This is a genomic window from Tabrizicola sp., assembly GCF_030694085.1.
In the GTDB taxonomy this organism is placed as follows: Bacteria; Pseudomonadota; Alphaproteobacteria; order Rhodobacterales; family Rhodobacteraceae; genus Tabrizicola.
Genome location: NZ_JAUXZE010000071.1, coordinates 160,331 through 186,726, shown reverse-complemented (window position 1 = coordinate 186,726; position 26,396 = coordinate 160,331). Strand labels below are relative to the sequence as shown.

At 65.6% G+C, this 26,396-nt stretch carries 27 protein-coding genes, 1 tRNA gene and 1 pseudogene; 21 read left to right on the top strand and 8 right to left on the bottom strand.

The annotated features are described in order from the left end of the window. The 3 genes and pseudogenes from Q8M85_RS16505 to fabI all read right to left on the bottom strand — a co-directional run. Positions 1-74: pseudogene (locus Q8M85_RS16505) on the bottom strand (xanthine phosphoribosyltransferase); the annotation flags it as partial. A 12-nt stretch (positions 75-86) separates the two neighbouring features. Continuing rightward, complete coding sequence (locus tag Q8M85_RS16500) at positions 87-701, bottom strand: LysE family translocator (RefSeq protein ID WP_305546579.1); 615 nt, start codon at positions 699-701, stop codon at positions 87-89. Then, a complete protein-coding gene (gene fabI, locus Q8M85_RS16495) occupies positions 698-1,528 on the bottom strand; it encodes an enoyl-ACP reductase FabI (protein WP_305546578.1) in 831 nt (276 codons plus the stop codon). Before fabI ends, Q8M85_RS16500 begins: the two co-directional genes overlap by 4 nt. Before the next feature lie 96 nt (positions 1,529-1,624). Between fabI and pdxH the strand changes: the two genes are divergently transcribed. From pdxH to lexA, 16 genes are all read left to right on the top strand, one after another. Then, positions 1,625-2,227, top strand: a complete 603-nt coding sequence (gene pdxH / locus Q8M85_RS16490) for a pyridoxamine 5'-phosphate oxidase (protein ID WP_305546577.1) — start codon at positions 1,625-1,627, stop codon at positions 2,225-2,227. A 116-nt stretch (positions 2,228-2,343) separates the two neighbouring features. Further along, positions 2,344-2,877: a cold-shock protein gene (locus tag Q8M85_RS16485; protein ID WP_305546576.1), complete on the top strand. Its 534-nt coding sequence runs from the start codon at positions 2,344-2,346 to the stop codon at positions 2,875-2,877. Positions 2,878-2,879: 2 nt separating this feature from the next. Next, on the top strand, positions 2,880-3,347 hold the full coding sequence (locus tag Q8M85_RS16480) for a DUF192 domain-containing protein (RefSeq protein ID WP_305546575.1): 468 nt from the start codon (positions 2,880-2,882) through the stop codon (positions 3,345-3,347). 108 nt (positions 3,348-3,455) lie between these two features. Further along, positions 3,456-3,532, top strand: a tRNA-Pro gene (locus Q8M85_RS16475). A 137-nt stretch (positions 3,533-3,669) separates the two neighbouring features. After that, complete coding sequence (locus tag Q8M85_RS16470; RefSeq protein ID WP_305546573.1) at positions 3,670-5,076, top strand: YdiU family protein; 1,407 nt, start codon at positions 3,670-3,672, stop codon at positions 5,074-5,076. 118 nt (positions 5,077-5,194) lie between these two features. Continuing rightward, positions 5,195-5,746 (top strand): helix-turn-helix domain-containing protein, encoded by a 552-nt coding sequence (locus Q8M85_RS16465; RefSeq protein WP_305546571.1) that lies wholly within the window; start codon positions 5,195-5,197, stop codon positions 5,744-5,746. Positions 5,747-5,831: 85 nt separating this feature from the next. Further along, positions 5,832-7,025 carry a glycine C-acetyltransferase gene (gene kbl / locus Q8M85_RS16460; RefSeq protein ID WP_305546570.1) on the top strand — a complete coding sequence of 398 codons (1,194 nt, stop codon included), beginning with the start codon at positions 5,832-5,834 and terminating at the stop codon, positions 7,023-7,025. Next, a complete protein-coding gene (locus Q8M85_RS16455) occupies positions 7,022-7,627 on the top strand; it encodes a bifunctional 2-polyprenyl-6-hydroxyphenol methylase/3-demethylubiquinol 3-O-methyltransferase UbiG (protein ID WP_305546569.1) in 606 nt (201 codons plus the stop codon). Before kbl ends, Q8M85_RS16455 begins: the two co-directional genes overlap by 4 nt. Positions 7,628-7,647: 20 nt before the next feature. Then, a complete protein-coding gene (tdh, locus tag Q8M85_RS16450; protein ID WP_305546584.1) occupies positions 7,648-8,673 on the top strand; it encodes an L-threonine 3-dehydrogenase in 1,026 nt (341 codons plus the stop codon). Positions 8,674-9,002: 329 nt separating this feature from the next. Continuing rightward, the gene (locus Q8M85_RS16445) at positions 9,003-9,368 is read left to right on the top strand and encodes a phosphomannose isomerase type II C-terminal cupin domain (RefSeq protein WP_305546567.1); all 366 of its coding nucleotides are present in this window, start codon (positions 9,003-9,005) and stop codon (positions 9,366-9,368) included. A 226-nt stretch (positions 9,369-9,594) separates the two neighbouring features. Continuing rightward, positions 9,595-10,182, top strand: coding sequence for an aminodeoxychorismate/anthranilate synthase component II (locus Q8M85_RS16440; RefSeq protein WP_305546565.1), 588 nt, complete (start codon positions 9,595-9,597; stop codon positions 10,180-10,182). Next, a complete protein-coding gene (trpD, locus tag Q8M85_RS16435; protein ID WP_305546563.1) occupies positions 10,179-11,192 on the top strand; it encodes an anthranilate phosphoribosyltransferase in 1,014 nt (337 codons plus the stop codon). Before Q8M85_RS16440 ends, trpD begins: the two co-directional genes overlap by 4 nt. An 8-nt stretch (positions 11,193-11,200) precedes the next feature. Next, positions 11,201-12,013 (top strand): indole-3-glycerol phosphate synthase TrpC, encoded by an 813-nt coding sequence (gene trpC, locus Q8M85_RS16430; protein ID WP_305546561.1) that lies wholly within the window; start codon positions 11,201-11,203, stop codon positions 12,011-12,013. After that, positions 12,010-12,489, top strand: coding sequence for a cyclic pyranopterin monophosphate synthase MoaC (gene moaC, locus Q8M85_RS16425; RefSeq protein ID WP_305546559.1), 480 nt, complete (start codon positions 12,010-12,012; stop codon positions 12,487-12,489). Before trpC ends, moaC begins: the two co-directional genes overlap by 4 nt. Next, positions 12,489-13,658, top strand: a complete 1,170-nt coding sequence (locus Q8M85_RS16420) for a molybdopterin molybdotransferase MoeA (protein WP_305546557.1) — start codon at positions 12,489-12,491, stop codon at positions 13,656-13,658. The genes moaC and Q8M85_RS16420 overlap by 1 nt, the downstream gene beginning before the upstream one ends. 79 nt (positions 13,659-13,737) lie before the next feature. Then, positions 13,738-14,424: a transcriptional repressor LexA gene (gene lexA / locus Q8M85_RS16415; protein WP_305546555.1), complete on the top strand. Its 687-nt coding sequence runs from the start codon at positions 13,738-13,740 to the stop codon at positions 14,422-14,424. Here lexA and Q8M85_RS16410 read toward each other — a convergent pair. Continuing rightward, positions 14,418-16,529 carry a ComEC/Rec2 family competence protein gene (locus tag Q8M85_RS16410; RefSeq protein WP_305546553.1) on the bottom strand — a complete coding sequence of 704 codons (2,112 nt, stop codon included), beginning with the start codon at positions 16,527-16,529 and terminating at the stop codon, positions 14,418-14,420. The two genes, lexA and Q8M85_RS16410, sit on opposite strands and share 7 nt — an antisense overlap. A 77-nt stretch (positions 16,530-16,606) precedes the next feature. On the opposite strand from Q8M85_RS16410, the gene gltX reads away from it, so the two are divergent. The 3 genes from gltX to Q8M85_RS16395 all read left to right on the top strand — a co-directional run bounded on the left by gltX (position 16,607) and on the right by Q8M85_RS16395 (position 20,149). Further along, positions 16,607-18,010 (top strand): glutamate--tRNA ligase, encoded by a 1,404-nt coding sequence (gene gltX / locus Q8M85_RS16405; protein WP_305546551.1) that lies wholly within the window; start codon positions 16,607-16,609, stop codon positions 18,008-18,010. A gap of 94 nt (positions 18,011-18,104) precedes the next feature. After that, the gene (locus Q8M85_RS16400) at positions 18,105-19,394 is read left to right on the top strand and encodes a citrate synthase (RefSeq protein WP_305546549.1); all 1,290 of its coding nucleotides are present in this window, start codon (positions 18,105-18,107) and stop codon (positions 19,392-19,394) included. Between the two features lie 131 nt (positions 19,395-19,525). Next, entirely contained in the window at positions 19,526-20,149 is a 624-nt protein-coding gene (locus Q8M85_RS16395) for an alternative oxidase (RefSeq protein WP_305546547.1), read from the top strand. Between the two features lie 69 nt (positions 20,150-20,218). On the opposite strand, the gene aguB is transcribed toward Q8M85_RS16395, so the two are convergent. The 3 genes from aguB to Q8M85_RS16380 all read right to left on the bottom strand — a co-directional run bounded on the left by aguB (position 20,219) and on the right by Q8M85_RS16380 (position 23,490). Beyond that, positions 20,219-21,091, bottom strand: a complete 873-nt coding sequence (aguB, locus tag Q8M85_RS16390; protein ID WP_305546545.1) for an N-carbamoylputrescine amidase — start codon at positions 21,089-21,091, stop codon at positions 20,219-20,221. Between the two features lie 61 nt (positions 21,092-21,152). Next, entirely contained in the window at positions 21,153-22,226 is a 1,074-nt protein-coding gene (locus Q8M85_RS16385; RefSeq protein ID WP_305546543.1) for a DUF2235 domain-containing protein, read from the bottom strand. 118 nt (positions 22,227-22,344) lie between these two features. Further along, a complete protein-coding gene (locus tag Q8M85_RS16380; protein ID WP_305546541.1) occupies positions 22,345-23,490 on the bottom strand; it encodes a type III PLP-dependent enzyme in 1,146 nt (381 codons plus the stop codon). A 215-nt stretch (positions 23,491-23,705) separates the two neighbouring features. Here Q8M85_RS16380 and Q8M85_RS16375 point away from each other — a divergent pair, with 215 nt between their 5' ends. After that, complete coding sequence (locus tag Q8M85_RS16375; protein ID WP_294970423.1) at positions 23,706-24,137, top strand: Lrp/AsnC family transcriptional regulator; 432 nt, start codon at positions 23,706-23,708, stop codon at positions 24,135-24,137. A 25-nt stretch (positions 24,138-24,162) separates the two neighbouring features. On the opposite strand, the gene Q8M85_RS16370 is transcribed toward Q8M85_RS16375, so the two are convergent. Continuing rightward, positions 24,163-25,845, bottom strand: coding sequence for an NAD(P)H-hydrate dehydratase (locus Q8M85_RS16370; protein ID WP_305546537.1), 1,683 nt, complete (start codon positions 25,843-25,845; stop codon positions 24,163-24,165). Between the two features lie 171 nt (positions 25,846-26,016). Here Q8M85_RS16370 and Q8M85_RS16365 point away from each other — a divergent pair, with 171 nt between their 5' ends. Beyond that, positions 26,017-26,355, top strand: coding sequence for a P-II family nitrogen regulator (locus Q8M85_RS16365; protein WP_305546535.1), 339 nt, complete (start codon positions 26,017-26,019; stop codon positions 26,353-26,355). The last annotated feature ends 41 nt before the right edge of the window (positions 26,356-26,396 follow it).

The window sequence follows — 26,396 nt, the reverse complement described above, 5'->3', positions numbered from 1 at the left end:
GCGCGGGCGTCGCGGTGGATCTGGTCCCAGCTGACGTGAAACCCTTTTTCATGCGGCAGGCGGTCAGCGGACATGGGGCCCCTCCTTCAGGTGGCGACGATCTTGACGCCCAAGAGGGCAAGTGCTGCCCCGAAGCAGCGGTCGATCACGGTTTTCAGGCTGATGTAGGCCGCACGCGTCCGCTCCATCGAGAAGATGCGGGCGACAACGCTGTTCCAGGCGGTCTCCATCAACAGGATCATCAGAATCAACATCCCAAGGACCCAGACCGGAGTGCCGGGGCTGACGGTGCCAAGGAAGATCGAGGAATACATGACCACGGCCTTCGGGTTCGACAGGTTGGTCCACAGCCCCAGCCGGAAGGCCGCGAAGGGCGACCGCGGCACGGGCCGCGCGTCATCGGCGATGAAAGGCGTTTTCGCGTCGCGCCAGAGGTGCCAGGCCATCCACAGAAGGTAGGCCGCCCCGCCGATCTTCAGGGCCCACAGAAGCGAGGGCGCCGCGTCGAAGATCAGGTGAAGGCCGAACATCGCCGCCAGCGCCCAGAAGACCGCGCCCGTGGCGATGCCCAGCGCCAGCATGACGCCGGTGCGGAATCCTTCGCTCAGCCCGGTGCGGGCCGACATCAGCACGGCCGGGCCGGGCGAGACCACGGCAAACAGCACCAGGCCCGCAAAGGCCAGAAAGGCCGCAAGGCTCACTGGCCGTTTTCCTTCTTGCCGGTCACGATGTCGATGTCCGGCGCATCAATCGCCTTCATGCCGACGACGTGATAGCCCGCGTCGACGTGCAGGTTCTCGCCAGTCGTTCCCGACCCGAGGTCCGACAGCAGGTAAAGCGCGGCCTTGCCGACCTCTTCCTGCGTCACGTTGCGGCGCAGGGGTGAGTTCAGTTCATTCCACTTCATGATGTAGCGGAAATCGCCGATGCCGCTGGCGGCCAGCGTCTTGATCGGCCCGGCGCTGATCGCGTTCACCCGGATGCCGTCCTTGCCCAGATCCTCGGCCAGATACTTGACCGATGCCTCCAGCCCCGCCTTCGCCACGCCCATCACGTTGTAATGCGGCATGACCTTCTCGGCGCCGAAATAGGTCAGGGTCAGAAGGCTGCCCCCCGGCCCCATCATCGCCGCCGCCCGCTGGCAGACTGCGGTGAAGGAATAGACCGAGATGTCCATCGCCAGCGCGAAACCGGCGCGCGATGTATCGACGTAGCGGCCGCGCAACTCGTTCTTGTCCGCGAACCCGATGGCGTGGACCAGAAAGTCGATCTGCCCCCACTCGGCCTTCAGCCCGGCGAAGAGCGCGTCGATGCTCTCGTCGCTTGCGACGTCACATTCGAAGAGCATTGGCTTGCCCAAGGACTCGGCCAAGGGCTCGACCCGCTTCTTCAGCGCCTCGCCCTGGTAGCTGAACGCCAGCTTCGCCCCCTGGGCCGCCACGGCCTGGGCGATGCCCCAGGCGATGGACTTGTCGTTCGCAAGCCCCATGATCAGGCCGCGCTTGCCCTGCATCAGTCCGGTTGACATTCCTGACCCCTAGCCCATTTTTCGTTGGCTATGACGTGTAGGCGAAGCGGGGCCGCCCTTCAAGGCAGGTCCTTAACGCCAGGGTAAGGAGCCATCATGGACCGCACAGGCATCTTCGCGGGCAGCGACCCCTTCGTGCTGGCCCAGGCCTGGCTGACCGAGGCCGAAGCGACCGAGCCGAACGACCCGAACGCCATCGCCCTGGCCACCGTGGACGACCAGGGGCTGCCCAATGTCCGCATGGTTCTCCTGAAAGAGATCGAAGCGGATGCCTTCGTCTTCTACACCAACTACACCTCGAAAAAGGGACAAGAGATCGAGACCGCAGGCAAGGCCGCCTTCGTGCTGCACTGGAAGTCGCTGCGTCGCCAGATCCGTGTCCGGGGCACGGTGACGCGCGAGGAAGGCCCAAAGGCCGACGAGTATTTCACCAGCCGCAGCCTCAAGTCGCGCATCGGCGCCTGGGCCAGCCAGCAGTCGCAACCCTTGTCCTCGCGTGAGGCGCTGATGGCCGAGGCGGCGAAGCTCGCGCTGACGAAAGGCCCGAATCCGCCCCGCCCGCCATTCTGGGGGGGCTTTCGGATTCGACCCGTCGAGATCGAATTCTGGGCCGACGGCGCGTTCCGGTTGCACGACCGCTTTCGCTGGTATCGCGCGGAGCTTTCCGACGATTGGAGTGTTACAAGATTGAATCCCTAGGTTTCCGGGACTTGTCGGATTTTATGCAACGAACCGGCACATTTGCCCTTGATCCCCGGTTAACTTTCGCCCCATCTGTGCCGCCTAGGGCTCATTCTGGGGAGAAGGCTCTGTAAATGTCGGAAGAAGATGAGGTCATGCAGATCGTGCATGGTCGCGTTAAGTGGTTTGATCCTTCCAAGGGTTTCGGTTTCATCGTTTCAGACCAGACGGATGCAGATATTCTCCTGCACGCGAACGTTCTTCGGAACTTCGGGCAGGGGTCAGTGGCAGATGGTGCGGGTATCGAGGTCCGTGTTCAAAGGACACAGCGCGGCGTGCAAGCCGTTGAAGTGGTTCGCATCGATCCGCCGGAAGGCGTCGTTGTGCCCTTCGGCGAGGATGCGGCCCAGATGGTCAGCGAGGATATCCTTGCCCTGGCCCTGGAACCGGCACGCGTGAAGTGGTTCGACAAGGGCAAGGGCTTCGGCTTTGCCAATGTCTTCGGCAAGCCCGAAGACGTGTTCATCCATGCCGAGGTGCTGCGCGTCTCGGGCTTTGCCGACCTTGCGGCCGGCGAAGCCGTGGCGTTGCGCATCATCGAAGGCAAGCGGGGCCGGATGGCCATCCAGGTCGTGTCCTGGGAAGCCGCCGGGCGCGAGAAAGAGTAGCGATGCTGCGCGCCTTCGCCCTTGCTGTCCTCCTGCCCGGAGCTGCCTGGGCCGAGGCGGCCTGCGCGCCGGACCGGGTGGACCTTCGCTGGGACGGGGGCCGCGAAAGCTTTGCGGTCGAAGTCGCCGACGACGGACAGGAACGGGCGCAGGGCCTGATGTTTCGGACCGAACTGGCTTCGGCGTCGGGGATGCTTTTTGTCTATGACTCGCCGCGACGGGTCAGTTTCTGGATGAAGAACACGCTGATCCCGCTGGACATGGTCTTCGCCGACCCGGCGGGCACCGTCACCCGCGTTCATTCGGGTGCGGTGCCGGGCGACCTGACCCCGATCGACGGCGGCGACGGTGTTCAGTTCGTGCTCGAGATCAACGCCGGCCTGGCCGAAAAGCTGGGAATCGCCCCTGGCACCGTGATGCGCCACCCCGCGATCCCGTCCGAAACCGCCGCCTGGTCCTGCAACGGCTAGACCGGAAACGACCGGGAACCCGATCTCCCTGCAGTCGCCCAAGGTCAGCTGACACGACCGCACAGGAAGGCTTTTCAATCCCTGCGTTCCCCTGTAAGTGAGCCTCGTCGGGGCGTAGCGCAGCCTGGTAGCGCGACGGTTTTGGGTACCGTAGGTCGAGAGTTCGAATCCCTCCGCCCCGACCACTTTTCACCTCGCCAGCCAGCCAGATTTCTTAAGCAAGAAACTTGTCAAAATCCTTCCGTAAGGATCTGGTCCCGGACCCGGCTGCTTGTCCTTCGCCGATGCGCGCGCCATATCCAAGGGTGAAAGGGGTCCATTCATGACCATCACCTTCGACCACAGCTATGCCCGCGACCTGCCAGGGACCTACCTGCGCGCCGCCCCCGATGTGGCCCCTGCACCCAGGCTTCTGGCCTTGAACCGGTCCCTGGCGGATGCGCTTGGCCTGACCCTGACCGATGCCGAGGCGGCCGACTGGTTCTCTGGCGCACGTCTTCCACCGGGGGCCGATCCCATCGCCCAGGCCTATGCCGGCCACCAGTTCGGCGGCTTCTCGCCGCAACTGGGCGACGGACGCGCGCACCTTCTGGGCGAAGTCATTGCCCCCGACGGCCAGCGTTTCGACCTGCAACTGAAAGGCTCGGGCCGCACTCCTTTCTCACGCGGCGGCGACGGCAAGGCCGCCATCGGGCCGATGCTGCGCGAATATCTGATTTCGGAGTTCATGGCGGCTGTCGGCGTGCCCACCACCCGCTCGCTTGCCGTCGTCGCGACGGGCGAGGAGGTCTGGCGCGAGACGAAGCTCCCCGGCGCGGTCCTTGCCCGCGTCGCCGCAAGCCATATCCGTGTCGGCTCCTTCCAGTTCTTCGCCGCCCGTAGCGACCAGACCAATGTCAAGGCGCTGGCCGACCATGCCATCGCCCGCCATTACCCCGATCTGGCGGCGGCCCCGACCCCCTATCTTGCCTTCCTTGATGCCGTCATCGCGCGTCAGGCGGCGTTGATTGCCGAATGGATGGGCCTTGGCTTCATCCACGGCGTTATGAACACCGATAACATGGCGATCTCGGGCGAGACCATCGACTACGGCCCTTGCGCCTTCATGGAAGCCTACGCGCCCGGCACCGTCTTTTCCTCGATCGACCATCAGGGCCGCTATGCCTATGCCAACCAGCCGCTGATCCTTGGCTGGAACCTGGCGCGGCTGGCCGAGACGCTGGTGCCGCTGCTCGACGCGTCGCAAGAGAGGGCCATCGAGATCGCGAACGACCGCCTGACCGGCATCGCCCCGCGCTACCGCGCCGAATGGCTCGCGGTGATGCGCCGCAAGATGGGCCTTGTGGGCGAAGACGACGGCGACGCGCAACTCGCCGACGACCTCTTGACGGCGATGGAAGGGGCCGACTGGACCCTGACCTTCCGCCGCCTTGCCGACGAGACCGCGCTGCGCCCGCTCTTAGACGACTTCTCCAGGATGGAAGCATGGCTGCCCCGCTGGCGGGTCCGCGCCGAGGAAGGCGCGGCACAGCGCCTTGCCGCAACCAATCCCGCCGTGATCCCCCGCAACCACCAGGTCGAAGAAGCCCTGACCGCCGCCACCAACGGCGACATGGCCCCGTTCCACGCCCTTCTCACCGCGATCCAGCAGCCTTTCGTGGAGTCCGAGCCCTACATGCTCCCCGCCCCCACCGGCTTCGGCCCCTACGTCACCTTCTGCGGCACCTGACCGCTCCTCGTTCGCCTTCGGCTTCTCGTCGCAACGTCCGCGAGGAGCGACGAAGTCGACGACGAGCGCGCCAAAGGGCAACGATTGACGCCCCCGCCCTTCCCCGCCACCATGACGCATGGCCGATCGCTCCGACATCCACGACCGTCTTGCCGCCTCGCTTCGCGCCGCCCGCAAGGCGCGTGGCCTTTCCCTCGACGCCGCCGCCAAGCTGTCCGGCGTCTCGCGCTCGATGGTCAGCCAGATCGAACGCGGCGAATCCTCGCCCACCGTCGCGACGCTCTGGGCGCTGACCCAGGCGCTCCAGCTTGACTTCGCCGGCCTTCTCGAAGGCCGCCCCGCGCCCGGGATCGAAGTCACCCGCGCCTCGTCCGCCCCCGTCATCCAGCGCGGCGGCGTCACGATCCGCATCCTCTCCGGCCCCGAAAGCGTTGGCCAGCATGAGGTTTACGAACTCCAGTTCACCATGGGCGCCCGCCTCAGTTCCGACCCCCATTCCCCCGGCTGCCGCGAACACCTGACCGTCCTCGAAGGCCGCCTGACGGTCACTTCGGGCGAGGCTTCGGACGACCTGACCCCCGGCGACGTCGCCCGCTACCCAGCCGACCGCCCGCACGAGATCGCCGCCGAGACAGCCGCCCGGGCCATCCTGATCGTCCAGGATAGCTGAATTCCAGTATTACGGAAAATCATCCGCCAAGTTGACACGATGACCGTCGTCTGCCAAATTCCGCCAAACCGGAAAGGACTCTGCCATGACGGATGCCGCCACCTTCCTCGACCACATCACCGCGACTCTCAAGGGCATCGAGGCCGACGGCCTGATGAAGCGCGAACGCCTGATCACAGGGGCGCAGGGCACCCATGTCCAGATGGCGGGTCGGCAAATGCTGAACCTCTGCGCCAACAACTATCTCGGTCTGGCCGACGACCCCCGCCTGATCGCCGCCGCCAAGGCCGCGATGGACGACCACGGCTTCGGCATGGCCTCGGTCCGCTTCATCTGCGGCACGCAGGACCTGCACCGCCAGCTTGAGGCGCGCCTTGCCCAATACCTCGGTCACGACGACAGCATCCTCTTCGCCGCCTGCTTCGACGCCAACGGCGGGTTGTTCGAACCCCTTCTCGGTCCCGAAGACGCCGTCATCTCCGACGCGCTGAACCATGCCAGCATCATCGACGGCATCCGCCTGTGCAAAGCGAAACGCTACCGTTACGCCAACAGCGACATGTCCGACCTCGAAGCCCAGTTGAACGCCGCAAAAGCTGACGGCGCGCGCTTCATCCTGATCGCCACCGATGGCGTCTTCTCGATGGACGGTTTCTACGCCAAGCTCTCCGAAATCCGCGCCCTTGCAGACAGTTACGGGGCAATGGTCATGGTCGACGACTGCCACGCCACCGGCTTCACCGGCCCCAGGGGCGCAGGCACCCCTGCCCGCGCAGGCATCGAGGTCGACATCCTGACCGGCACCCTCGGCAAGGCTCTCGGCGGCGCGCTGGGAGGCTACATCGCCGGACCGCAACCCGTGATCGACCTCCTCAGACAACGCGCGCGCCCCTACCTCTTTTCCAACGCACTCCCCCCCGCCGTGGTGGGTGCCGCCCTCGCCGCGCTGGACATCGTGGAGACAGCCGACGACCTGCGCCAGCAGCTCACCGACAACGCGCAGTACTGGCGCGCAGGCCTCACCGCCGCAGGCTTCACCCTCCTGCCCGGCGACCACCCGATCATCCCGGTGATGCTGGGCGACGCCAAGCTTGCGCAAGCCATGGCCGCCGATCTCAACCAGCGCGGCGTCCATGTCGCCCCCTTCTTCTTCCCCGTCGTGCCCAAAGGCCAGGCCCGCATCCGCACCCAGATGAACGCCACCCTCACCCGCGAAGACCTCGACTTCGCGCTTGACGCCTTCACGGCAGCGGGCAAAGCCACCGGAGTCCTCGCATGACCGAGGACCCGGCGCTTGCTATCTACGCAGCCAATGCCGACACCATGGCCCGCCGCTACGACAGCGTGACCACCGACAGGATCCTGACCGGGCTGACCGACCTCATCCCGCCACCACCGGCCCCCGTTCTCGACATCGGCGCCGGAAGCGGCCGCGACACCGCCTGGTTCCAGTCGCACGGCCATGCCGTCACCGCGGCCGAGCCGGTCGCCGCCTTCCGCGAAATGATTGCCCGCCGCGTTCCGGCTGCAACGGTGGTCAACACCGCACTGCCCGACCTGGCAGGACTGACAGGCCGCTATGGTCTCATCCTGGTGAACGCCGTCTGGCACCACCTCGACCCGGCTGACCGCACCCTTGCGCTTGGGCGGCTGGCCGACCTCCTGACCCAGGACGGGCGCGTCTTCCTGGCCCTGCGCCGCGGCCCGGTTCCCCCTGGCGCGCCGCTGCACGACCTTGACCCGGAAACCGAGATCGTCCGCGCCAAAGCTGCAGGGCTGCAGCTTCTCCGCCGCCACGACGCCCCTGCCCATGACGCCGAAACCGCCGCCGCCGGGATCGGCTGGACCTGGCTTGCCCTCGGGAAGGACACCGCAAGATGACCAACTACCGCCCCAACGAAATGACCGTGCTGGCCAAGTCGAAACCCGAACCCGGCCTCTGGATGGAAACGCGGCCCGTCCCCGAGATCGGCCCCGACGACGTGCTGATCAAGATCCACAAGACCGGCATCTGCGGCACCGACATCCATATCTGGAACTGGGACGACTGGGCCTCGCGGACCGTCCCCGTCCCCCTCGTCACCGGCCACGAATTCGCCGGCCTCATCGTCGACAAGGGCCGCAACGTCGAAGGGCTGGAGATCGGGCAGAGATGCTCGGGTGAAGGCCACCTGATCGGCAAGACCTCGCGCCAAAGCCGGTCGGGCCGCTTCCACCTCGACCCCGAAACCCGCGGCATCGGCGTCAACGAACCCGGCGCCTTCGCGCAATACCTGCGTCTCCCCGCCTTCAACGTCGTCCCGCTGCCCGACGCCATCGACGACGAGATCGGCGCGATCCTTGACCCCCTCGGCAATGCCGTCCACACGGCGCTTTCCTTCGACCTGATCGGCGAGGATGTCCTGATCACCGGCGCCGGCCCCATCGGCATCATGGCCGCCGCCGTCGCCCGCCACGTCGGCGCGCGGCATGTGGTGATCACCGACATCAATCAGGCCCGGCTCGACCTTGCGGGCCAGGTCGCCGATGTGGTCCCGGTCAACGTCGCCACCACCGATCTCAAGTCGGTCTACGCCGGCCTCCACATGACGCAAGGCTTTGACGTCGGCATGGAAATGTCGGGCAGCCAGCAGGCGCTTGATCAGATGGTAGACCACATGGTCATGGGCGGCCGCATCGCCATGCTCGGCATCCCGCCCGGCAAATCCCCGGTGGACTGGTCCCGCATCGTCTTCAAAGCCATCACCATCAAGGGCGTCTATGGCCGCGAGATCTTCGAGACCTGGTACAAGATGATCGCCATGCTGGAAAACGGCCTCGACATCCGCCGCGTCATCACCCACCGCTTCAAGGTTGACCAGTTCCAGGACGGCTTCGCGGCGATGCGCTCCGGGCTTTCGGGCAAGGTCGTGCTGGACTGGACATAAATCCCGACCAGCCCTTTCACCTGTTCCCAAATATCCCCGCCGGAGGCAGGCCCGAGCCTCTCTGCGCCCTTCGCGCAGAGAGGCGAGAGAAAAGGCTTGCGCCTGCCAAGGCGCTCAATCTGAAAACCGCCGCTCCGCTCGAAACGCCAGGACCTTGCATGCAACGCCCACACCGGGCGCTTCCCCTCAGTGGGGAGGGGATGGGGGTGGGGGGTCGTCAGACATCCTGCATCACCCGCCCCCGAAATGCCCCGAAATGGCCCGACGGCATTAACCCCCCGCTAACCATTTCCCGGCTCACTTGCGGCATGGGACAGGAGAGAAAGCTCATGGACGGATCGCACCCCGCTGGCTTTGCCGAGACGTCGATGATCTTCGCCGCCGCCGAACCCGTCCTCGAACACCCGATCCTCGCCGAAGGCACGCGCTTCCGCGTCCGCGTGCTCCACCTTGCTCCGGGCGAGGCCCGTTCACTCCAGTCCCATCTCCACCGCTCCGAACACTGGATCGTTGTCGAAGGCACTGCCCAGATCACCCTCGGCCATCGTGCCCGGCTGGTGGTCGAGGGCGAAGCCATCCACATCCCCCTCGGCCAGCCCCACCGGCTGGAAAACCCCGGCCGCCTGCCCGTCATCCTGATCACCGTGCAAACCGGATGCTACTTCGGCGAAGATGACCTGGTCCACCATGAGTGACGCCTTCTCGCTCCCTCCGGTCTCTCGTCGGGGATCGCCCGCGAGGAGCGACCGAAGGAAGCGACGAGCTGCCGCGCAGGATTAAGACCACGTAAACGCCCCCGCCCAACCCCTTGATTTCCCAAGCGCCGACAATCTGTCCTGCGTGGGCGGCCTTCGGAAACCCCGGTTTACACCGCCCCCCGCATCGGCGATAACCAGCCGGTAGCCGCCCCCGGGGAAACCGATGCTCCTCCTGATCGACAACTACGACAGCTTCACCTACAACCTCGTCCACTACCTGGGCGAGCTTGGCGCAGAGGTGGTCGTCAAGCGGAACGACGCGCTGGAAGTCCAGGACGTGATCGCCATGCAGCCGGAGGTGATCGTCCTCTCCCCCGGCCCCTGCGACCCCGCCGCCGCCGGGATCTGTCTGCCGCTCACCAAAGCCGCAGCCAGCGCCGGCATCCCCCTCCTCGGCGTCTGCCTTGGCCACCAGACCATCGGCGAAGCCTTTGGCGGCAAGGTCGTCCGCTGCCATGAAATCGTCCACGGCAAGATGGGCAGCATGCACCACTCCGGCAAAGGCGTCTTCCGCGGCCTGCCCTCACCCTTCCAGGCCACCCGCTACCACAGCCTCGTCGTCGACCGCGCCACCTTGCCTGCCGACCTCGAAATCACCGCCTGGCTGGAAGACGGCACGATCATGGGCCTGCGCCACAGGCACCACCTGATCGAGGGCGTCCAGTTCCACCCGGAATCAATCGCCTCGGAACACGGCCACCAGCTTTTGCGGAACTTCCTTGACGAAGCCAAAGCCAGGGTCCCGGCATGAGCGACGTCCTGAAACCCCTGATCGGCATCGCCGCGAACCGCCCCCTGACGCGGGCCGAGGCCGAATCCGCCTTCGACGCCCTGTTCGAGGGCCAGGGCACCCCGGCCCAGATGGGCGGCTTTCTGATGGCGCTGCGCACCCGGGGCGAGACGGTCGACGAATACGCCGCCGCCGCCAGCGTGATGCGGTCGAAATGCAACGCCGTGAAGGCCCCCGACGGCGCGATGGACATCGTCGGAACCGGCGGCGACGGCAAGGGCACGCTCAACATCTCCACCGCCACCGCCTTTGTCGTCGCAGGCGCGGGCGTGACCGTCGCCAAGCACGGCAACCGAAACCTGTCGTCCAAATCCGGCGCCGCCGATGCCCTGACCGAGATGGGGCTGAACGTCATGATCGGCCCCGACATCGTGGAACGCTGCCTGGCCGAGGCCGGGATCGGCTTCATGATGGCGCCGATGCACCACCCCGCGATCCGCCATGTCATGCCGGTCCGGGCGGAACTTGGCACCCGGACCATCTTCAACATCCTCGGCCCGCTGACCAACCCCGCCGGGGTCAAGCGACAGCTGACCGGAGCCTTCTCCGATGCCCTGATCCGCCCGATGGCCGAAACCCTCCTCACGCTGGGGTCCGAGAAAGCCTGGCTCGTCCACGGCTCGGACGGCACGGACGAGATCACGATCTGCGGCCCGACCTCCGTGTCGGCAGTCGAGAACGGCGCGGTGCGGGACTTCACCGTTCACCCCGAGGATGCAGGCCTGACCCCCCACCCGTTCGAGGCGATCCTCGGCGGCACCCCGTCCGAAAACGCCCAGGCCTTCCGCGCCCTTCTGGACGGCGCACCGGGCGCCTACCGCGATGCGGTCCTTCTGAACGCCGCCGCCGCCCTTGTGGTGGCCGACAAGGCGGGAACCCTGGCCGAGGGCGTGGCGTTGGCCAGGGAGTCGATCGATTCCGGCGCGGCCAGGTCAAAGGTCGATGCGCTCCGCCGCCTGACGAACGCCTGAGAGGCCCCATGTCCACCATCCTCGACCGCATCAAGGCCTACAAGCTGGAGGAGGTTGCCAAGGCCAAGGCCACCACGTCCCTGGCCGACCTGGAGGCCGCCGCCCGCTCTGCCGCCCCGCCCCGCGGCTTTGCCCGCGCCCTGCGTGAGGCGACGCTGATCGGCTATGGCCTGATCGCCGAGATCAAGAAGGCCAGCCCGTCGAAAGGCCTGATCCGCCCGGATTTCGACCCGCCGGCCCTGGCCAAGGCCTATGAGGCTGGCGGCGCCACCTGCCTGTCGGTCCTGACCGACGCGCCGTCCTTCCAGGGCGCGGACGAGTATCTGGTCGCCGCCCACAACGCGGTCGCCCTGCCCTGCCTGCGCAAGGATTTCCTTTACGACCCCTGGCAGGTCACCCAATCCCGCGCGCTGAACGCCGACTGCATCCTGATCATCATGGCCTCGCTGGACGACAGCCAGGCCGCCGAACTGGAAGACGCGGCAACCGACCTTGGCATGGACGTGCTGATCGAGGTGCATGACGAGGCCGAATTGGAACGCGCCGCTCTCCTGAAGTCACCGCTGATCGGGATCAACAACCGTAACCTCCACACCTTCGAGGTGACGCTGGATACCACCCGCAAACTGGCCCGCATGGTTCCGGCCGACCGGATGATCGTCGCCGAAAGCGGCCTTTACACTCCCAACGACCTGGCCGATCTGGCCCAGTACGGTGCGCGCTGTTTCCTGATCGGCGAAAGCCTGATGCGGCAAGAGGACGTAACTGCCGCAACGCGCGCGATTCTGTCAAAGCCGCTGACTGCACAGGGCGGGCTGTGACTTCCGGGCTCTCGCATTTCGACGACCAGGGCCAGGCCCATATGGTCGACGTCTCGGGCAAGCCGGTGACCGACCGCGTCGCAGTGGCGGTGGGCGCCGTGCGGATGACAGCCGAGACCTTGGCGCTGATCACCGAAGGCCGGGCGAAAAAGGGGGATGTCCTGTCGGTCGCGCGGCTGGCAGGGATCATGGCGGCCAAGAAGACGGCCGACCTCATCCCGCTCTGCCATCCCCTGCCGATCACCAAGGTCGCGCTGGAGCTGACCGCCGACCCCGCCCTGCCCGGCGTCAGGATCGAGGCCACGGTCAAGACCTCGGGCCAGACCGGGGTCGAGATGGAGGCGCTGACTGCCGTCTCGGTCGCAGCGCTGACCGTCTATGACATGGTCAAGGCGGTGGAGAAATCGATGGTGATCGACGGGGTTCGACTGATCCTGAAAGACGGCGGTAAAACAGGCCGTTACGAGGCGCTCTGATGATCTCGGTCGAAGAGGCACTTGCTCGTTGCCTGGCCCTTGTCGCGCCGCTTTCACCGGAGGTTGTTCCGCTTGCCCAGGCGGCTGGCCGCTGGATGTGCAGGCCTGCAGTCGCCAAGCGCGACCAGCCACCCTTTCCGGCCTCGGCGATGGACGGCTATGCCGTGCAGGGCAATCCCGGGCCGGATGACAACTTCGTCGTCATCGGCGAAGCGGGGGCTGGTCATGCTTTCGGCGGCGAGGTCGGCCCCGGCCAGGCCGTGCGCATCTTCACTGGCGCCCCCGTGCCGCGCGGTGCGACGCGGGTCATCATCCAGGAAGATGTGGTCCGGCTCGACGACCGGATCCTCCTGAAGGACGGGCTGGACGCAGGCCCGCACATCCGCCCGCAGGGCCAGGATTTTCGCGCCGGAGACAGCCTCTCCCCCCGCCGTCTGCGCCCCAATGACCTTGCCCTTCTCGCCGCGATGAACATTCCCGCCGTGCAGGCAACCCGCCGCCCGGTGGTCGCGATCGTGGCTACGGGGGACGAGTTGGTCATGCCCGGCGAAGACCCCCGCCCCGACCAGATCAACGCCTCGAACAGCTTTGCGCTGCAGGCGATGATCGAGGCCGAAGGCGGTCTCTCCCGCCTGCTTCCTATCGCGCGGGACACCGAGGCGGAACTTGCAACCGTCCTTGGCCTTGCCGACGATGCCGACCTGATCGTCACCATCGGCGGTGCATCGGTGGGGGACCACGATCTTGTCGGCCGCGTCGCAGGGCTTGAGCACAGCTTCTGGAAGCTGGCATTGCGTCCCGGCAAGCCCCTGATGGCGGGGCGGCTGAACGGCGTGCCGATGCTGGGCCTGCCGGGAAACCCGGTCAGCGCCATCGTCTGCGGGCATCTCTTCCTCTTGCCAATGGTCCGCGCCCTGCTGGGCCGTCCCGATGCCGCGCCACAATACCTGCAGGCTCGATTGACCACAGACCTCCCCGCCAACGGGCCGCGCGCGCACTACATGCGGGCGCGACTTCTTCCCGGTGACGGGCTGCCCGGAATCGCCCCCTTCGACCGTCAGGACTCTGCACTTTTGTCGATCCTCGGCCAGGCCGATGCCCTGCTGCTCCGCCCCATCGACGCACCTGCCTGTCACGCCGGCGACACGGTTCCCTATCTGCCGCTTTAGACGCCTGTGGATATTTCTTGACACAAACCGGGAACACGGGCAGAACATTGTGAAAACGCATGATGTGGGAGTAAGCCCCGTGCTGACACGCAAGCAGTTGGAACTTCTGGACTTCATCAAGACGCGGATGGACCGCGACGGGGTGCCGCCATCCTTCGATGAAATGAAGGATGCGCTGGACCTGCGGTCGAAGTCGGGCATCCACCGGCTGATCACCGCGCTGGAAGAACGCGGATTCATCCGCCGCCTCGCCCACCGCGCCCGCGCGCTGGAAATCGTGAAGCTGCCCGAAGCGATGGAGAAACCTGGTTTCAGCCCCAAGCTGATTGTGGGCGACAAGGTCGATCCGCCGCGCGGGGCGATGCCGATTTCCGCCGTTCACGCGATGGAACTGCCGGTCATGGGCCGCATTGCAGCGGGTGTCCCGATCGAAGCAATCTCGGAAGTGTCGCACCACATCGCGGTGCCCGGTTCGATGCTGTCGGGCAACGGCCAGCACTATGCGCTTGAAGTCAAAGGCGATTCCATGATCGAGGCCGGTATCAATGATGGCGACATCGTGGTGATCCGCGAACAAGCTACCGCCGAAAACGGCGATATCGTCGTGGCGCTGGTCGAAGATCACGAGGCGACCCTGAAACGCTACCGCCGCCGCGGTAACATGATCGCGCTGGAAGCCGCCAACCCGGCCTACGAGACGCGGGTGTTCCCCGATCACCTGGTCAAGGTGCAGGGTCGTCTCGTCGGGCTGATCCGCAGCTACTGAGAAGCCGACGCAAGCGACTTGGCCGACAGGTCCGGCAGGTCGACGTAACGCGACCGGGGCGACCAGAGACGGCTCGCCCCCTTTGTCCGCTCGATCCGCAGCTGGTCGCTCTCCAGCCAGATGGCAAGCGGCCCGGTCTGCAACAGCAAAGCCTGCTCGATCAGCGGACAGCCGGGCGGTCCGGCCTCCACCTTCGCCGCAAGGATCACCAGGTCGGCCCTGGGGCAGACATCGGCCAGCTTCGCCTCGGCTCCCTTGCCCGACAGCGCCACGGCCCTGAGGCCGCCAAGGTCGAACCAGCGTTCGCCCTTCGGCCCGACAAAGCCCGGACGCTCGGCGGCCTGAGGCTGTTCGGCAAGGTCGCCATCATTCTGCAACCAGTTCTCCGCCGCAAAGCCGCCGCCTTTCGGAGCCGACAGCGCCCGCCCCTCCGGCCCTTCAAGGCCAAGAAGACGCCCGTCACCCGACACCAGCAGCACCGGTCGATCCGCCATCCCCCAGATGCCGAACGCCGCCAAGACCAGAACCAGACCAAAAGCCTGCACCCTGCCGCGCCAGAGGATCAGCCAGATCGCCCCCAGTGTGAAAAGTGGCAGCACCCAAGGTCCCGGCGCGGGGATCGCGGTCACCGCCCCCTCCAGCCCGGCGATCCAGTGCGCCACAAACAGAATCCAGCGCGCGCCCTGTTCCATGAACCAGAGCGGCAGCCAGGCAAGGCCGACTGGGGCAAGCAGTGCCGCGACCGCCCCCGCCGGCATGATCACCGCGCCCATCACCGGGACGGTCAGCACGTTGGCCAGAAGACCGTAATCCGTGAACCGGTTGAAATGGGCCGCCGCATAGGGTGCCGTCGACAGGCCCCCGATCAATGAGGACAGAACCAGCGTGAACACCGGCATCATCCAGCGCGGGATGCGCTGACGGTAGATGCTGCCGTCCAACGCCGCAAAGCCCACGATCAGCGCAATGGTGGCGGCAAAGGACATCTGGAAGCCGGGTTCCAGCAGGCTTTCGGGCTTGAACAAAAGCAGGATCATCGCCGCCACCGCCACCGACCGCAGCGTCAGGGCGCGGCGGTCCAGCAGGACCGCACCAAGCATCACCGAGATCATGATGAAGGCGCGTTCCGTCGCCACGTTCGCACCGGACAGAAGCAGGTAGAACAACGCCACCCCCAGGCTGACCACCGCTGCGACCTTCTTGGTGTTCACCCGCAAGGCAATGAAGGGGATCAGCGCCAATCCATAGCGGAACAGCGCGAAGACGAAGCCGGTCAGGAACGCCATGTTCATTCCCGAAATCGCCAGAAGGTGCGCCAGCGATGAATCCCGCAGCGCCTGCACCGTGTCCTCGGTGATTGCGCTGCGGTCCCCTGTCATCGCCCCCGCCGCGAAAGCCCCCGGCTGGCCATCCATATGCGCCAGCATACCTTGCGTCAGCCAGGTCCGCAGCCGGTCGATTGGCAACGCGCCGTCCTTGGGTTCCTCGAGCAAGAGGACGGGCGTGCGGGTATAGCCGACGCCGCCCAGCTGGTCGAAGAAGGCCATGCGGCGAAAGTCAAAGGCACCAGGTTCGACTGGGCCGTCCGGGGCTGCAAGGTTCGCGGTCAGGATCACCACCTGGCCGGGCGCGGGTTTCAGCCAGTCCTGCTCGCCCTGCAAGGAGACGCGGACCCGTGCCGGAGTGCGCTCGGGCGAGACGTCCTGCAACACGACCTGATCCAGCGTCAGGCGGAGGGCATCGGATTGCGAACGGTCGATCTCGACGATCCGCCCCTCGACCGGGCCATAGTAGCGGAAGGTCAGCATCGGGGCATCCAGCGAATGAGCGCGGACGCCTGCCGCGATCCAGCCGACCGCAAGGGCTGCCACGGCAAGACCAAGGGGCCGCGCAAGCGGGAACCACCAGCCAAGCCCCAGACCCCCGGCCACCAGCAGCGCGGCCAGCGCGTAGCTTCCGGCTTCCGGCTCGCCCTCCACCGTGAACCAGATGCCGATGCCGCAGCCGATCAGCACGGCGATCCAGGGAAAAAGCATCCCTCGCGCCGTCTGCAGCGCCTCCAGCGGCGCAAGGATCAGCCTTGAGATCGTCTGTACGGGGGCCACCTTGTTTCCAACCCCACGATTGCCTAAACCCACGCCAAGCCTACGCCGCTCTTGGTTTCCGAAAGGTTAACGCCGTCATGTCCATCCCCGTCGTCACCCGCTTCGCGCCCTCGCCCACCGGGTATCTGCACATCGGCGGCGGACGGACGGCTTTGTTCAACTGGCTTTACGCGCGCGGCCGCGGCGGCAAGTTCCTCCTCAGGATCGAGGATACCGACCGCGAACGCTCGACCCCGGAAGCGACCGCAGCGATCCTGCGCGGCCTGACCTGGCTGGGCCTCGACTGGGACGGCGAAGTCGTCAGCCAGTTCGCCCGGAAGGATCGCCATGCCGAGGTGGCGCGCGAGATGCTGGCGCGAGGAACAGCCTACAAGTGCTTCTCGACACAGGAAGAAATCGCCGCCTTCCGCGCCGCGCAAGAGGCTGCGGGCGCAAGCTATGCGGTCTTCATCAGCCCCTGGCGCGACGCCGATCCAGCGACCTATCCCGATGCGCCCTACGCCATCCGCATGAAGGCGCCCCGCACCGGCGAAACCGTCATCGAGGACCAGGTCCAGGGGCGCGTGGTCATCAAGAATGAGACGCTGGACGACATGATTGTCCTGCGCTCGGACGGGACGCCCGTCTACATGCTGGCCGTGGTGGTCGACGATCACGACATGGGCGTGACCCATGTGATCCGCGGCGACGACCACCTGAACAACGCCGCGCGACAGCAGATGGTCTATGACGCGATGGGATGGACCGTGCCGGTCTGGGCGCATATCCCGCTGATCCACGGGCCAGACGGCAAGAAGCTCTCGAAACGCCACGGGGCCACGGGGGTCGAGGAGTATCAGGCGATGGGATACCCCGCAGCGGGGATGCGCAACTATCTGACCCGGCTGGGCTGGGCGCATGGCGATGCCGAGATCTTCACCTCGGACGAGGCGATGAAGATGTTCGACCTGTCGGGAATCGGTCGCGCTCCGGCACGGCTGGACTTCAAGAAGCTGGAAAACACCTGCGGGCACCACATGGCAATGGCCGAGGATGCCGCACTGCTGCATGAATTGCAGGCCTACCTGACCGCTGCGGGCCGTCCTGCGCTGACTGAAGGGCAGGTAAGCCTGATGAAACAGGCTCTGTCCTTCCTCAAGTCATCTGCGAAGACCTTCCCGGAACTTATTGATAAAGCGGCGTTCCTGATGGTTTCACGACCCATAGCGCGGGATGCGAAGGCCGACGAGGCGCTGGATACGGTATCCCGTGGTATACTGAAATCGTTGACGCCGCGCCTGCATAGTGCTAACTGGACGAAAGAGGCGCTTGAGCCCATCCTGACCGGCATTGCCGCGGAAAACGGCATCGGGTTCGGCAAGCTTGCAGCACCCCTGCGCGCGGCCCTTGCGGGACGAACTGTTACACCTTCGGTTTACGACATGATGCTAACCATCGGTCGGGAAGAAACCGTCGCCAGGCTGTCGGACGCCGCTTTGTGAAGTGCGCCCCCCGGCCTTGAACCCACCCCAGCCGGGGTGCAGGATAGCCAATGGCCGCCCCTGCCAGGGACGACCGCCATGACCGGGGAGCACCATGTCCGATACTGTCGCAAAGCTTGAGCTGAACGGGACCACCTACGACCTGCCCGTCCACAAACCAACTCTCGGCCCCGATGTGCTGGACATCCGCAAGCTTTACGGCGAGGCGGACGTGTTCACCTATGACCCGGGCTTCACCTCGACGGCTGCCTGCGAAAGCGCCATCACCTATATCGACGGCGACAAGGGGGAGCTTCTGTATCGCGGCTATCCCATTGAACAGCTGGCCGAGAAGTCGACCCACCTCGAGGTCTGCTATCTGCTTCTGTACGGCGAACTGCCGAATGCGGCGCAGTTGGCCGACTTCACCGGGCGGGTGACGAAGCACACGATGGTGCATGAACAGATGCACTACTTCTTCCGCGGCTTCCGCCGCGACGCACATCCGATGGCGACGATGGTGGGCGTGGTCGGCGCCATGGCCGCCTTCTACCACGACAGCACCGACATCAACGACCCCTGGCAACGTGAGGTTGCTGCGATCCGCATGATCGCCAAGCTGCCAACCATCGCCGCGATGGCCTACAAGTATTCGGTGGGCCAGCCCTTCATCTATCCGAAAAACGCGCTCAGCTATGCGGGCAACTTCCTGCACATGTGCTTCGCCGTCCCGGCCGAGGATTACGTCGTCAATCCGATCCTGGAAAAGGCGATGGACCGGATCATGATGCTGCACGCCGACCACGAGCAGAACGCCTCGACCTCGACGGTGCGTCTGGCGGGGTCGTCGGGCGCGAACCCGTTTGCCTGCATCGCCGCCGGCATCGCTTGCCTCTGGGGCCCGGCCCATGGCGGAGCGAACCAGGCCGCGCTGGAACAACTGCGCGAGATCGGGACCGTCGACCGCATCCCGGAGTATATCAAGCTGGCCAAGGACAAGTCCTCGGGCGTCAAGCTGATGGGCTTTGGGCACCGGGTCTACAAGAACTTCGACCCGCGGGCCAAGGTCATGAAGGAATCGGCGGACGAGGTGCTGGGCCTGCTCGGGGTCGACAACAACCCCCTGCTCCAGGTCGCCAAGGAACTGGAACGCATCGCGCTGGAAGACGAATACTTCGTCTCGAAGAAGCTTTACCCGAACGTTGATTTCTATTCCGGCATCATCCTGGAAGCGATGGGCTTCCCGACCGCGATGTTCACCCCGATCTTCGCGATCAGCCGCACCGTGGGCTGGATCAGCCAGTGGAAAGAGATGATCGCCGACAAGAACCAGAAGATCGGCCGTCCCCGTCAGCTCTACATCGGCCCGACCCAGCGAGATTACGTCGACCTGCGCCACCGCTGACGCGCCCGCAGACGTCAAGGGCCGCCCTCCGGGGCGGCTTTTTGCTGCGCGGTCACGCCGCAGCGGAAACCTGAAGTTTTTCGTCGGGAACATCCCATATCAGGGTTGTGCTTTCCCTGAGGAGTATCCCCATGAAGGACACCTACATCGACCTGAAGGCCCATCACCGGCCTGAAAGCCTTGGCGACCGGGTGGCGCTGAGGACGGTGAAAATCATGCGTCTCTTCGCAGACGCCTTTTTCTCCAAACGCTACGGCCACCGCGCGGTCGTGCTGGAAACCATCGCCGCGGTGCCGGGGATGGTGGGTGGGCTGCTTCAGCACCTGAAGGCGCTGCGTCACATCCGGGACGACCAGGGCTGGATCAGGGAACTGCTGGAAGAGGCTGACAACGAACGGATGCACCTGATGACCTTCATCCACGTCGCCCAGCCCTCGCGGTTCGAGAGGGCGGTCATCATGATCGGCCAGGCGATCTTCTATAACGCCTACTTCTGGCTCTACCTCTTCACCCCCCGAATTGCGCACCGGATCGTGGGCTATCTCGAAGAAGAGGCAGTCGTCAGCTACACCCAATACCTCGCTCAGATCGAAGCGGGCCATGTCCAGAACATCGCGGCCCCGCAGATCGCCATCGACTACTGGCACCTGCCCCAGGCTGCCCGCCTGCGCGACGTTGTCATCGCCGTCCGCGCCGACGAGGCCGGGCACCGCGACCGCAATCACCAGATGGCGGACACGCTGAAGGCCGCCTGACTGGTCATCCCGTCGCTGCTCTACAGCCGTCGGGCGCCTTCTCGGAGCGACGCGAAGCAACCGACGAGTTCATGCCTGACCGTCCAGCGTACCGACGGCTCTATACAACTCGGGCCGCCGGTCGCGGAACAGGCCCCAGCTCGCCCGCAGCGCCGCAATCGCGTCAAGGTCGAACTGGTGGACAATCACTCCTTCCGACTCCCGATCGGCCTTCGCGACCAGTTGCCCGGTGTGGTCGCTGATGAAGGATGAGCCATAGAACGTCACCTCGCGCCCGTCCGGTGCCACCTCCACCCCAATCCGGTTCGAGGCGACCACCGGCACCAGATTGGCTGCCGCGTGGCCACGCTGAACCCTCTCCCAATGCGGCTGGCTGTCATAGCCGGGCGCGGGCGGCTCGGACCCGATGGCGGTCGGATACATGATTACCTCTGCCCCCTGCAAAGCCATCGCCCGCGCGGATTCTGGAAACCACTGGTCCCAGCAGATGCCCACTCCAATCCGGCAGTATGCCGTGTCCCAGACCCGAAATCCGGTGTCCCCGGGCGAGAAGTAGTATTTCTCCTCATACCCCGGCCCCTGCGGGATGTGGCTTTTCCGGTAGACACCCAGGACACTCCCATCCGCATCGACCATCGCGACCGAATTGAAGAAGGCCTGACCCGCGCGTTCGAAGACGCTGACCGGGATCACCACTCCCAACTCGCGCGCCAGCGCGGCGAAACGGGCGACCAGCGGGTGACCGGCAAGCGGTGCGGCCAGATCGAAATACTTCGGATGCTGCTCGATACAGAAATAGGGGGCTGCGAAAAGCTCCTGGATCAGCACGACCAAAGCGCCCTGTGCGGCCGCCTCGCGAACCAGCGCCTCGGCGCGGTCGGCGTTGGCGGGCAGGTCCCAGGTGCAGGCAAACTGGGTGGCGGCGACGGTGACGGATCTCATAGCGGGCCTCGATGCAGCGATGTCGGTTCAGACTAGGGGGCGGAGCAGGCGGCTTGAAGTCCTATTCCGCCGGTTGCTCGCTGGGCCAGCGCCCCTCGGCCGCGCCAAGGGCCGTTGGATGCAGCCGCTCTGACCTGTCCAGACCCACCACGCGGCTGCGGCGCAGCAGGAACGCCCTGCCCCAGCTTTTCCAGGTGCCGACCATCGGCGCCTCGGGGTCGCAAGGATACCGCGCGCGCCAACTTTCAGGAAGTGAAAGCCCCAGCGCCTCGGCGCGTTCCAGCATCCAGGTCAGCGGGATGTTCGCCAGGGGCCGCGCGGCCGCAAAGTCGCCGATCTGCCCGCCAACGTCGCCATGCGCGCCCCGGAACCAGACCTGTTCCACGTTGCCTTCCCAGCCAGGCGGACACTCCCACAGGACCGGGGCAAAGGCCTCGCGCGTCTCGTGCAGCGCCAGCGCGTGATAGCCGTGGCGGATCGAGGGGCCAAGGTGGTGGCTGTGGAACCCCTGCCGGTCCTGGGCGAACATCCACAGCAGCGGCAACCGCACCCCCAGCGCCTTCACCGTATCCCAGACCCCGACCATCTCGATCGGGACCTCGTCATGGCAGAAGCGACGGACAAAGGCGCGCGCCGCCGGGCTGTCAGCTCCCCGCTCATAATGTCGCCACGCCAACCGCACCGCCCGCTCCGTCGCGTGGTCGCGTTTCAGCAGGCCGACCCGGTCGATCACACCTGCAAGCGAGCGCACGGCATAGGCCCCGCGCGAATAGCCGAAGAGATAGATCCGATCCCCCTCGCGGTAGCCCGACGCAAGCCAGCCATAGGCCCGCTGGATCTGCGGCGAGATCCCCCGCCCCTCGATCAGCGCCAGCCCCCGCAGCCAGCCTTCCCACTGCATCCCCGGCTCATAGTAAAGTCGGCGGTTGGCGTGGTGCCCCATCTCCTTCAAGAGCAGGAACAGAAGGCCAGCGTTCCCTTCCCTCCCCGGCTCAAGGCTGGACATCGTGCCGTCCAGGATGACGACATGATCGACAACCCCGCGCACACGGCCCGGCTCGGGCGCAGGCGCCGGCTCCACCACGGGCTCGACGGTCCGGCGGAAGAAGCTGCGAAGGCGATCCAGAAGGCGCATCGGCCCTCCTTGGTGAACTCTGGCCCCGAAGCGTGCGGGGTAACCACTTTCACAAACGCTAAGCGCCCGACAGATTTTGTCCAGCCGGGCGCAGCGTTGTCACGTGGATTTCAAACAGTCAGAGCTTCAGGCTTAGCACTGTTGCCATCTGCAGCTCGCCAAAACCGTTGAACCGGGTGTTGGTGACCGTGGAATAGGACCCCATGCCCTGCCAGACGACGAAGTCGCCTTCCGCAAGGTCCGACGGCAACGGAATCTCCCCCGGGAGCCGGTCGACCGAATCGCAGGTCGGCCCGAAGACGATGCGCGGCACGGGTTCGCCGGTCCGCTTCTCGCCCGTGGCCGTCAGCACCTCGATCCGGTCGATCACGCCGATCATCGGCAGTTCGGTGAGCGAGCCATACACGCCGTCGTTCAGGAACACGTGGCTGCCATCGCGCAGCGCCTTGACGCGGGCGGCCAAGGCGAAAGCGTCGCCGCACAGCGCCCGGCCCGGTTCGCAGATAAGGGCTGGACGATCGGCACCGAAAGCCTCGGTCGTGACCCGGTCGATCAGCTGGAACGTATCCTCGATCTGCGGCACCACGGCCTGCAGCCGGTGGTTCGGGAAACCGCCGCCGACGTTCAGCCGCGCGATCTTGACGCCCGCCGCCTTGGTGATGTTGGCAGCCTCGCGGATATAGGCCTCCCACGCATGGGGGTCGGTGCATTGCGTGCCAGGGTGGAAGGTGATCGAAGGGATGTAGCCTGCAGCCGCCACGTCGCGCAGAAGCTCCACCGCCAGTTCCACCGTCGCGCCGAACTTGGCGCCGAAGTTGTAGGCGGCACCGGCCACCGGCAACTTGAAGCGGACGCTGATTTCGGTGCCTTTGACCGGAACCATCTCGATCAGCTTCGCCAGCTCGGACTTCGAATCGACGCTGTAGGACTTCACGCCGCGGGCCACCGCATATTCGATCTCGTGCCGTGCGCGGACCGGGTTGTTGTAGTGGATCGCCGCATCGGGGGCCAAACGGCGGATCAGGTCGATCTCGAAGGGCGAGGCGCAGTCAAAGCCGCGGATGCCCGCTGCCGCCAGGTTCTCCACCATCGCTTCGCCGGGGTTGGACTTGACCGCATAGGTCACGAGGCCCGGAAAGCCGTCGATGAACCGCCGCGCGGCGGCTTGCGCGGCCGAGGGGGCGAAGAACAGCACCGGGTTTTCCGGCTGCTCTTTGCGCAGATAGTCAGTGGGGTTGGACCAGATTGTCTTGGAGAGTCCCATCGGCCGATTTTCCTTTGCCAACAAGACGCTTCGCCCTTCCCCGTGCAGCTATGGGATCGGGCACCAGCGTGGTTTCAAGTGAACCAGGCCAGGTGCGTATGAACCGCCCTTTTCCTGCAATCGAGGATGACGCATATGGGTTACAACTTCACCGAACAAAACTATATAAATGCGCGGTTGCGTCGTTATAATGACGAAAAGGGACGGCAGATTGCATGGACGAACTTGATCGCAACATCATTGGGCTTCTCTCCGCCGACGCGCGGGTTTCGGTGGCCACGTTATCGCGCCGGTTGAAGGTCGCGCGGTCCACGATTCAGGCGCGGCTGGAGCGGTTGGAGACCTCCGGCGTGATCGCCGGCTACACCCTGAAACTGGGTGAGGCCGCGCGGGAGGGGCGGCTGCGGGCCTCGGTCCTGCTGACCATCGAACCCCGCTCGCAGGCGGCGGTTCTGGCCCGTTTGCGGTCGATTGCCGAGATCGAACGGGTCTTCACCACCTCTGGCCGCTTCGACTTTCTGGTGCAGGTCGCCTGCCCCAACACCCAGGTCCTCGATTCGGTGCTGGACCAGATCGGCGCGATGACCGGGGTCAGGGCTTCGGAAAGCCTGATCCATTTGTCCACCAAGATCGACCGCGCTGTTTGACCGGAAGGTGGGCGAATCGACCACCCTACAGACCCAGAGCCCGGAACACCTTCGGCAGCTCCTCGGGCAGGTCTTCGGCAATCAGCCCCGGCCCGAACGACAGCGCACATTCCACATGCAGCCAGGCCCCGGTGCAGGCGGCGTCAAAGGGCGAGGACCCCCGCGCCATGAGGCCGGTGATAAACCCCGCCAGCACATCCCCCGACCCTGCTGTCGCGAGCCACGGCGCCGCGCGGTGGTAGTGGGCCGAGTTGATGGCGCAGTGCCCCGTGGGGTCGGCGATCACCGTGTCGGGGCCTTTGTAAAGGACCACGCAGCCCGCCTGCTTCGCCGCCTCGCGCGTGGCGTCGACCTTGGAATAGGCGGGGCCTTTGGTGGCGGGGGCCGCGAGCTTTTCGGCGATGTCGGGGAAGAGGCGGGCGAACTCTCCGGCATGGGGGGTCAGGACGCAACCGTCATGCAGGGCGGCGAAGAGGTCTGCGTGGTGGGAGAGGATGGTCAGGGCGTCGGCGTCGAGGACGAGTCGGAGTGAACCCCGACCTACAGGCCCCGTAGGTCGGGGTTCACCCCGACTCCCCAACGCCACCCCGACCAACCCCGCTTCCCGGTCGCCAACCCCCAACCCCGGCCCCACACACAGCGCATTGATCCGCCAATCCTCCAGCACCCCGGCCAGAGCCTCCCCATCCGCCACCCCCCGCAGCATCACCGCATCCAACCGCGCGGCGTGCTCGGGGATGGCGTCGGGAGGGCACCCCACCGTCACCACCCCAGCCCCGATCCGCAAGCTTCCCCGCGCCGCCAACCGCGCCGCGCCACCGCGACCGGAGGGGCCGGAGAGGATGAGGGCGTGGCCGTGGGAGTATTTGTGGCCCTGTGACCATTTCCACGGGAGGCGTGGCCTGTTGACCAGGCGAACACCGCCTTTCAGTATTCGCCAGTCGGCATCTTCGAGCTCTTCGCCGTCCCTAAGGCGTTCCAGAACTTCCGTACCGTCCTCTGCCACACCTTTAACCCGGAACGATGCCAGTCCGATGTCGCACACCCTAAGCCTTCCGCAGTGTATGGGTCCATCACCAAGCCATTGCCCGACCTTCTGCCGATGGAAGGTGACCGTTAGGTTGGCACCTGCGGTCTCTCCGATCCCGCTGCCGCTGTCCGAACACAACCCGCTAGGAAGGTCGATTGCGACGACTTTCGTCCGTTCGTATTGGGCGATGTGGTTGACGTGGTCCAGAACCTCCGCAAGTTGACCTTCGGTTGGTCGAACGCAACCGATGCCAAAAACCGCATCCACGACAAGTGGATCGTAGGGGGGCATTGGACCAAGCGCGGCATTGTTCCCCACGACGGGCAGCGCGCCGTAGTTCTCAAGCGGGACAACCTCCCCCATCCCCACCCACCGCTCATAATTCACCCGCGCGTCCGGAGGCATCTTCTCCGGGTCGCCGTAGAGGAACACCTCAACCTCCCAGCCCCACTCCTGCAACAGCCGCGCCACGACGAACCCGTCGCCGCCGTTGTTGCCCGGCCCACACAGGACCACCGCCCGGTGCGAGGTGGCGCGCAGCTCCGGCCAATCCTCGAAGATCGCCTCGACCACGCCCCGCCCGGCGCGCTCCATCAGCTCCAGGCCGGTGACCTCACCCGAGGCTATCGCTGCCGCCTCAACGGCCCGCATCTGCGCGGCGGTCAGGAGTTCTGTCATTCTTCCAGCACCCAAGTTTTCAAACTGCCCGCACCGCAGGCGCATTGCATAAATTTTAGGCATCGCCCAAGGAATCCCCCGGCGACAAGCCACAACAAAACCCTGTCACATTGTCCCCCCCGCGGGGAAGTGGTGAGACGGGCAAAGACGGAACCGGGGGGAGTCGGCCCAATGAAGAAAGTCGAAGCGATCATCAAGCCGTTCAAGCTGGATGAAGTCAAAGAGGCGCTTCAGGAAGCGGGCATCCAGGGCCTGTCTGTCACCGAGGTCAAGGGCTTCGGCCGCCAGAAGGGCCATACCGAGCTTTACCGTGGCGCCGAATATGTCGTCGACTTCCTGCCCAAGGTGAAGATCGAGGTCGTGCTGACCGACGACATGGTCGACACCGCCGTCCAGGCGATCATCACGGCCGCGCGCACCGACAAGATCGGCGACGGCAAGATCTTCGTCACCCCCGTGGAACAAGCCATCCGCATCCGCACCGGTGAAACCGGCGACGATGCTGTCTGAACCGGCTCTCTGGGCCTAACCATCAACCCCAAACCGAAAGG

Bases quoted from the DNA above. Each gene is read 5' to 3' on its own strand.
- Q8M85_RS16385 (WP_305546543.1), bottom strand. From the start codon at position 22,226: ATGCGCCTTCTGGATCGCCTTCGCAGCTTCTTCCGCCGGACCGTCGAG.
- Q8M85_RS16440 (WP_305546565.1), top strand. From the start codon at position 9,595: ATGCTCCTCCTGATCGACAACTACGACAGCTTCACCTACAACCTCGTC.
- Q8M85_RS16445 (WP_305546567.1), top strand. From the start codon at position 9,003: ATGGACGGATCGCACCCCGCTGGCTTTGCCGAGACGTCGATGATCTTC.
- Q8M85_RS16395 (WP_305546547.1), top strand. From the start codon at position 19,526: ATGAAGGACACCTACATCGACCTGAAGGCCCATCACCGGCCTGAAAGC.
- Q8M85_RS16375 (WP_294970423.1), top strand. From the start codon at position 23,706: ATGGACGAACTTGATCGCAACATCATTGGGCTTCTCTCCGCCGACGCG.
- Q8M85_RS16370 (WP_305546537.1), bottom strand. From the start codon at position 25,845: ATGACAGAACTCCTGACCGCCGCGCAGATGCGGGCCGTTGAGGCGGCA.
- Q8M85_RS16470 (WP_305546573.1), top strand. From the start codon at position 3,670: ATGACCATCACCTTCGACCACAGCTATGCCCGCGACCTGCCAGGGACC.
- pdxH (WP_305546577.1), top strand. From the start codon at position 1,625: ATGGACCGCACAGGCATCTTCGCGGGCAGCGACCCCTTCGTGCTGGCC.
- Q8M85_RS16480 (WP_305546575.1), top strand. From the start codon at position 2,880: ATGCTGCGCGCCTTCGCCCTTGCTGTCCTCCTGCCCGGAGCTGCCTGG.
- Q8M85_RS16465 (WP_305546571.1), top strand. From the start codon at position 5,195: ATGGCCGATCGCTCCGACATCCACGACCGTCTTGCCGCCTCGCTTCGC.
- trpC (WP_305546561.1), top strand. From the start codon at position 11,201: ATGTCCACCATCCTCGACCGCATCAAGGCCTACAAGCTGGAGGAGGTT.
- Q8M85_RS16380 (WP_305546541.1), bottom strand. From the start codon at position 23,490: ATGGGACTCTCCAAGACAATCTGGTCCAACCCCACTGACTATCTGCGC.
- trpD (WP_305546563.1), top strand. From the start codon at position 10,179: ATGAGCGACGTCCTGAAACCCCTGATCGGCATCGCCGCGAACCGCCCC.
- gltX (WP_305546551.1), top strand. From the start codon at position 16,607: ATGTCCATCCCCGTCGTCACCCGCTTCGCGCCCTCGCCCACCGGGTAT.
- aguB (WP_305546545.1), bottom strand. From the start codon at position 21,091: ATGAGATCCGTCACCGTCGCCGCCACCCAGTTTGCCTGCACCTGGGAC.
- Q8M85_RS16455 (WP_305546569.1), top strand. From the start codon at position 7,022: ATGACCGAGGACCCGGCGCTTGCTATCTACGCAGCCAATGCCGACACC.
- tdh (WP_305546584.1), top strand. From the start codon at position 7,648: ATGACCGTGCTGGCCAAGTCGAAACCCGAACCCGGCCTCTGGATGGAA.
- fabI (WP_305546578.1), bottom strand. From the start codon at position 1,528: ATGTCAACCGGACTGATGCAGGGCAAGCGCGGCCTGATCATGGGGCTT.
- Q8M85_RS16365 (WP_305546535.1), top strand. From the start codon at position 26,017: ATGAAGAAAGTCGAAGCGATCATCAAGCCGTTCAAGCTGGATGAAGTC.
- Q8M85_RS16400 (WP_305546549.1), top strand. From the start codon at position 18,105: ATGTCCGATACTGTCGCAAAGCTTGAGCTGAACGGGACCACCTACGAC.
- Q8M85_RS16420 (WP_305546557.1), top strand. From the start codon at position 12,489: ATGATCTCGGTCGAAGAGGCACTTGCTCGTTGCCTGGCCCTTGTCGCG.
- Q8M85_RS16485 (WP_305546576.1), top strand. From the start codon at position 2,344: ATGTCGGAAGAAGATGAGGTCATGCAGATCGTGCATGGTCGCGTTAAG.
- kbl (WP_305546570.1), top strand. From the start codon at position 5,832: ATGACGGATGCCGCCACCTTCCTCGACCACATCACCGCGACTCTCAAG.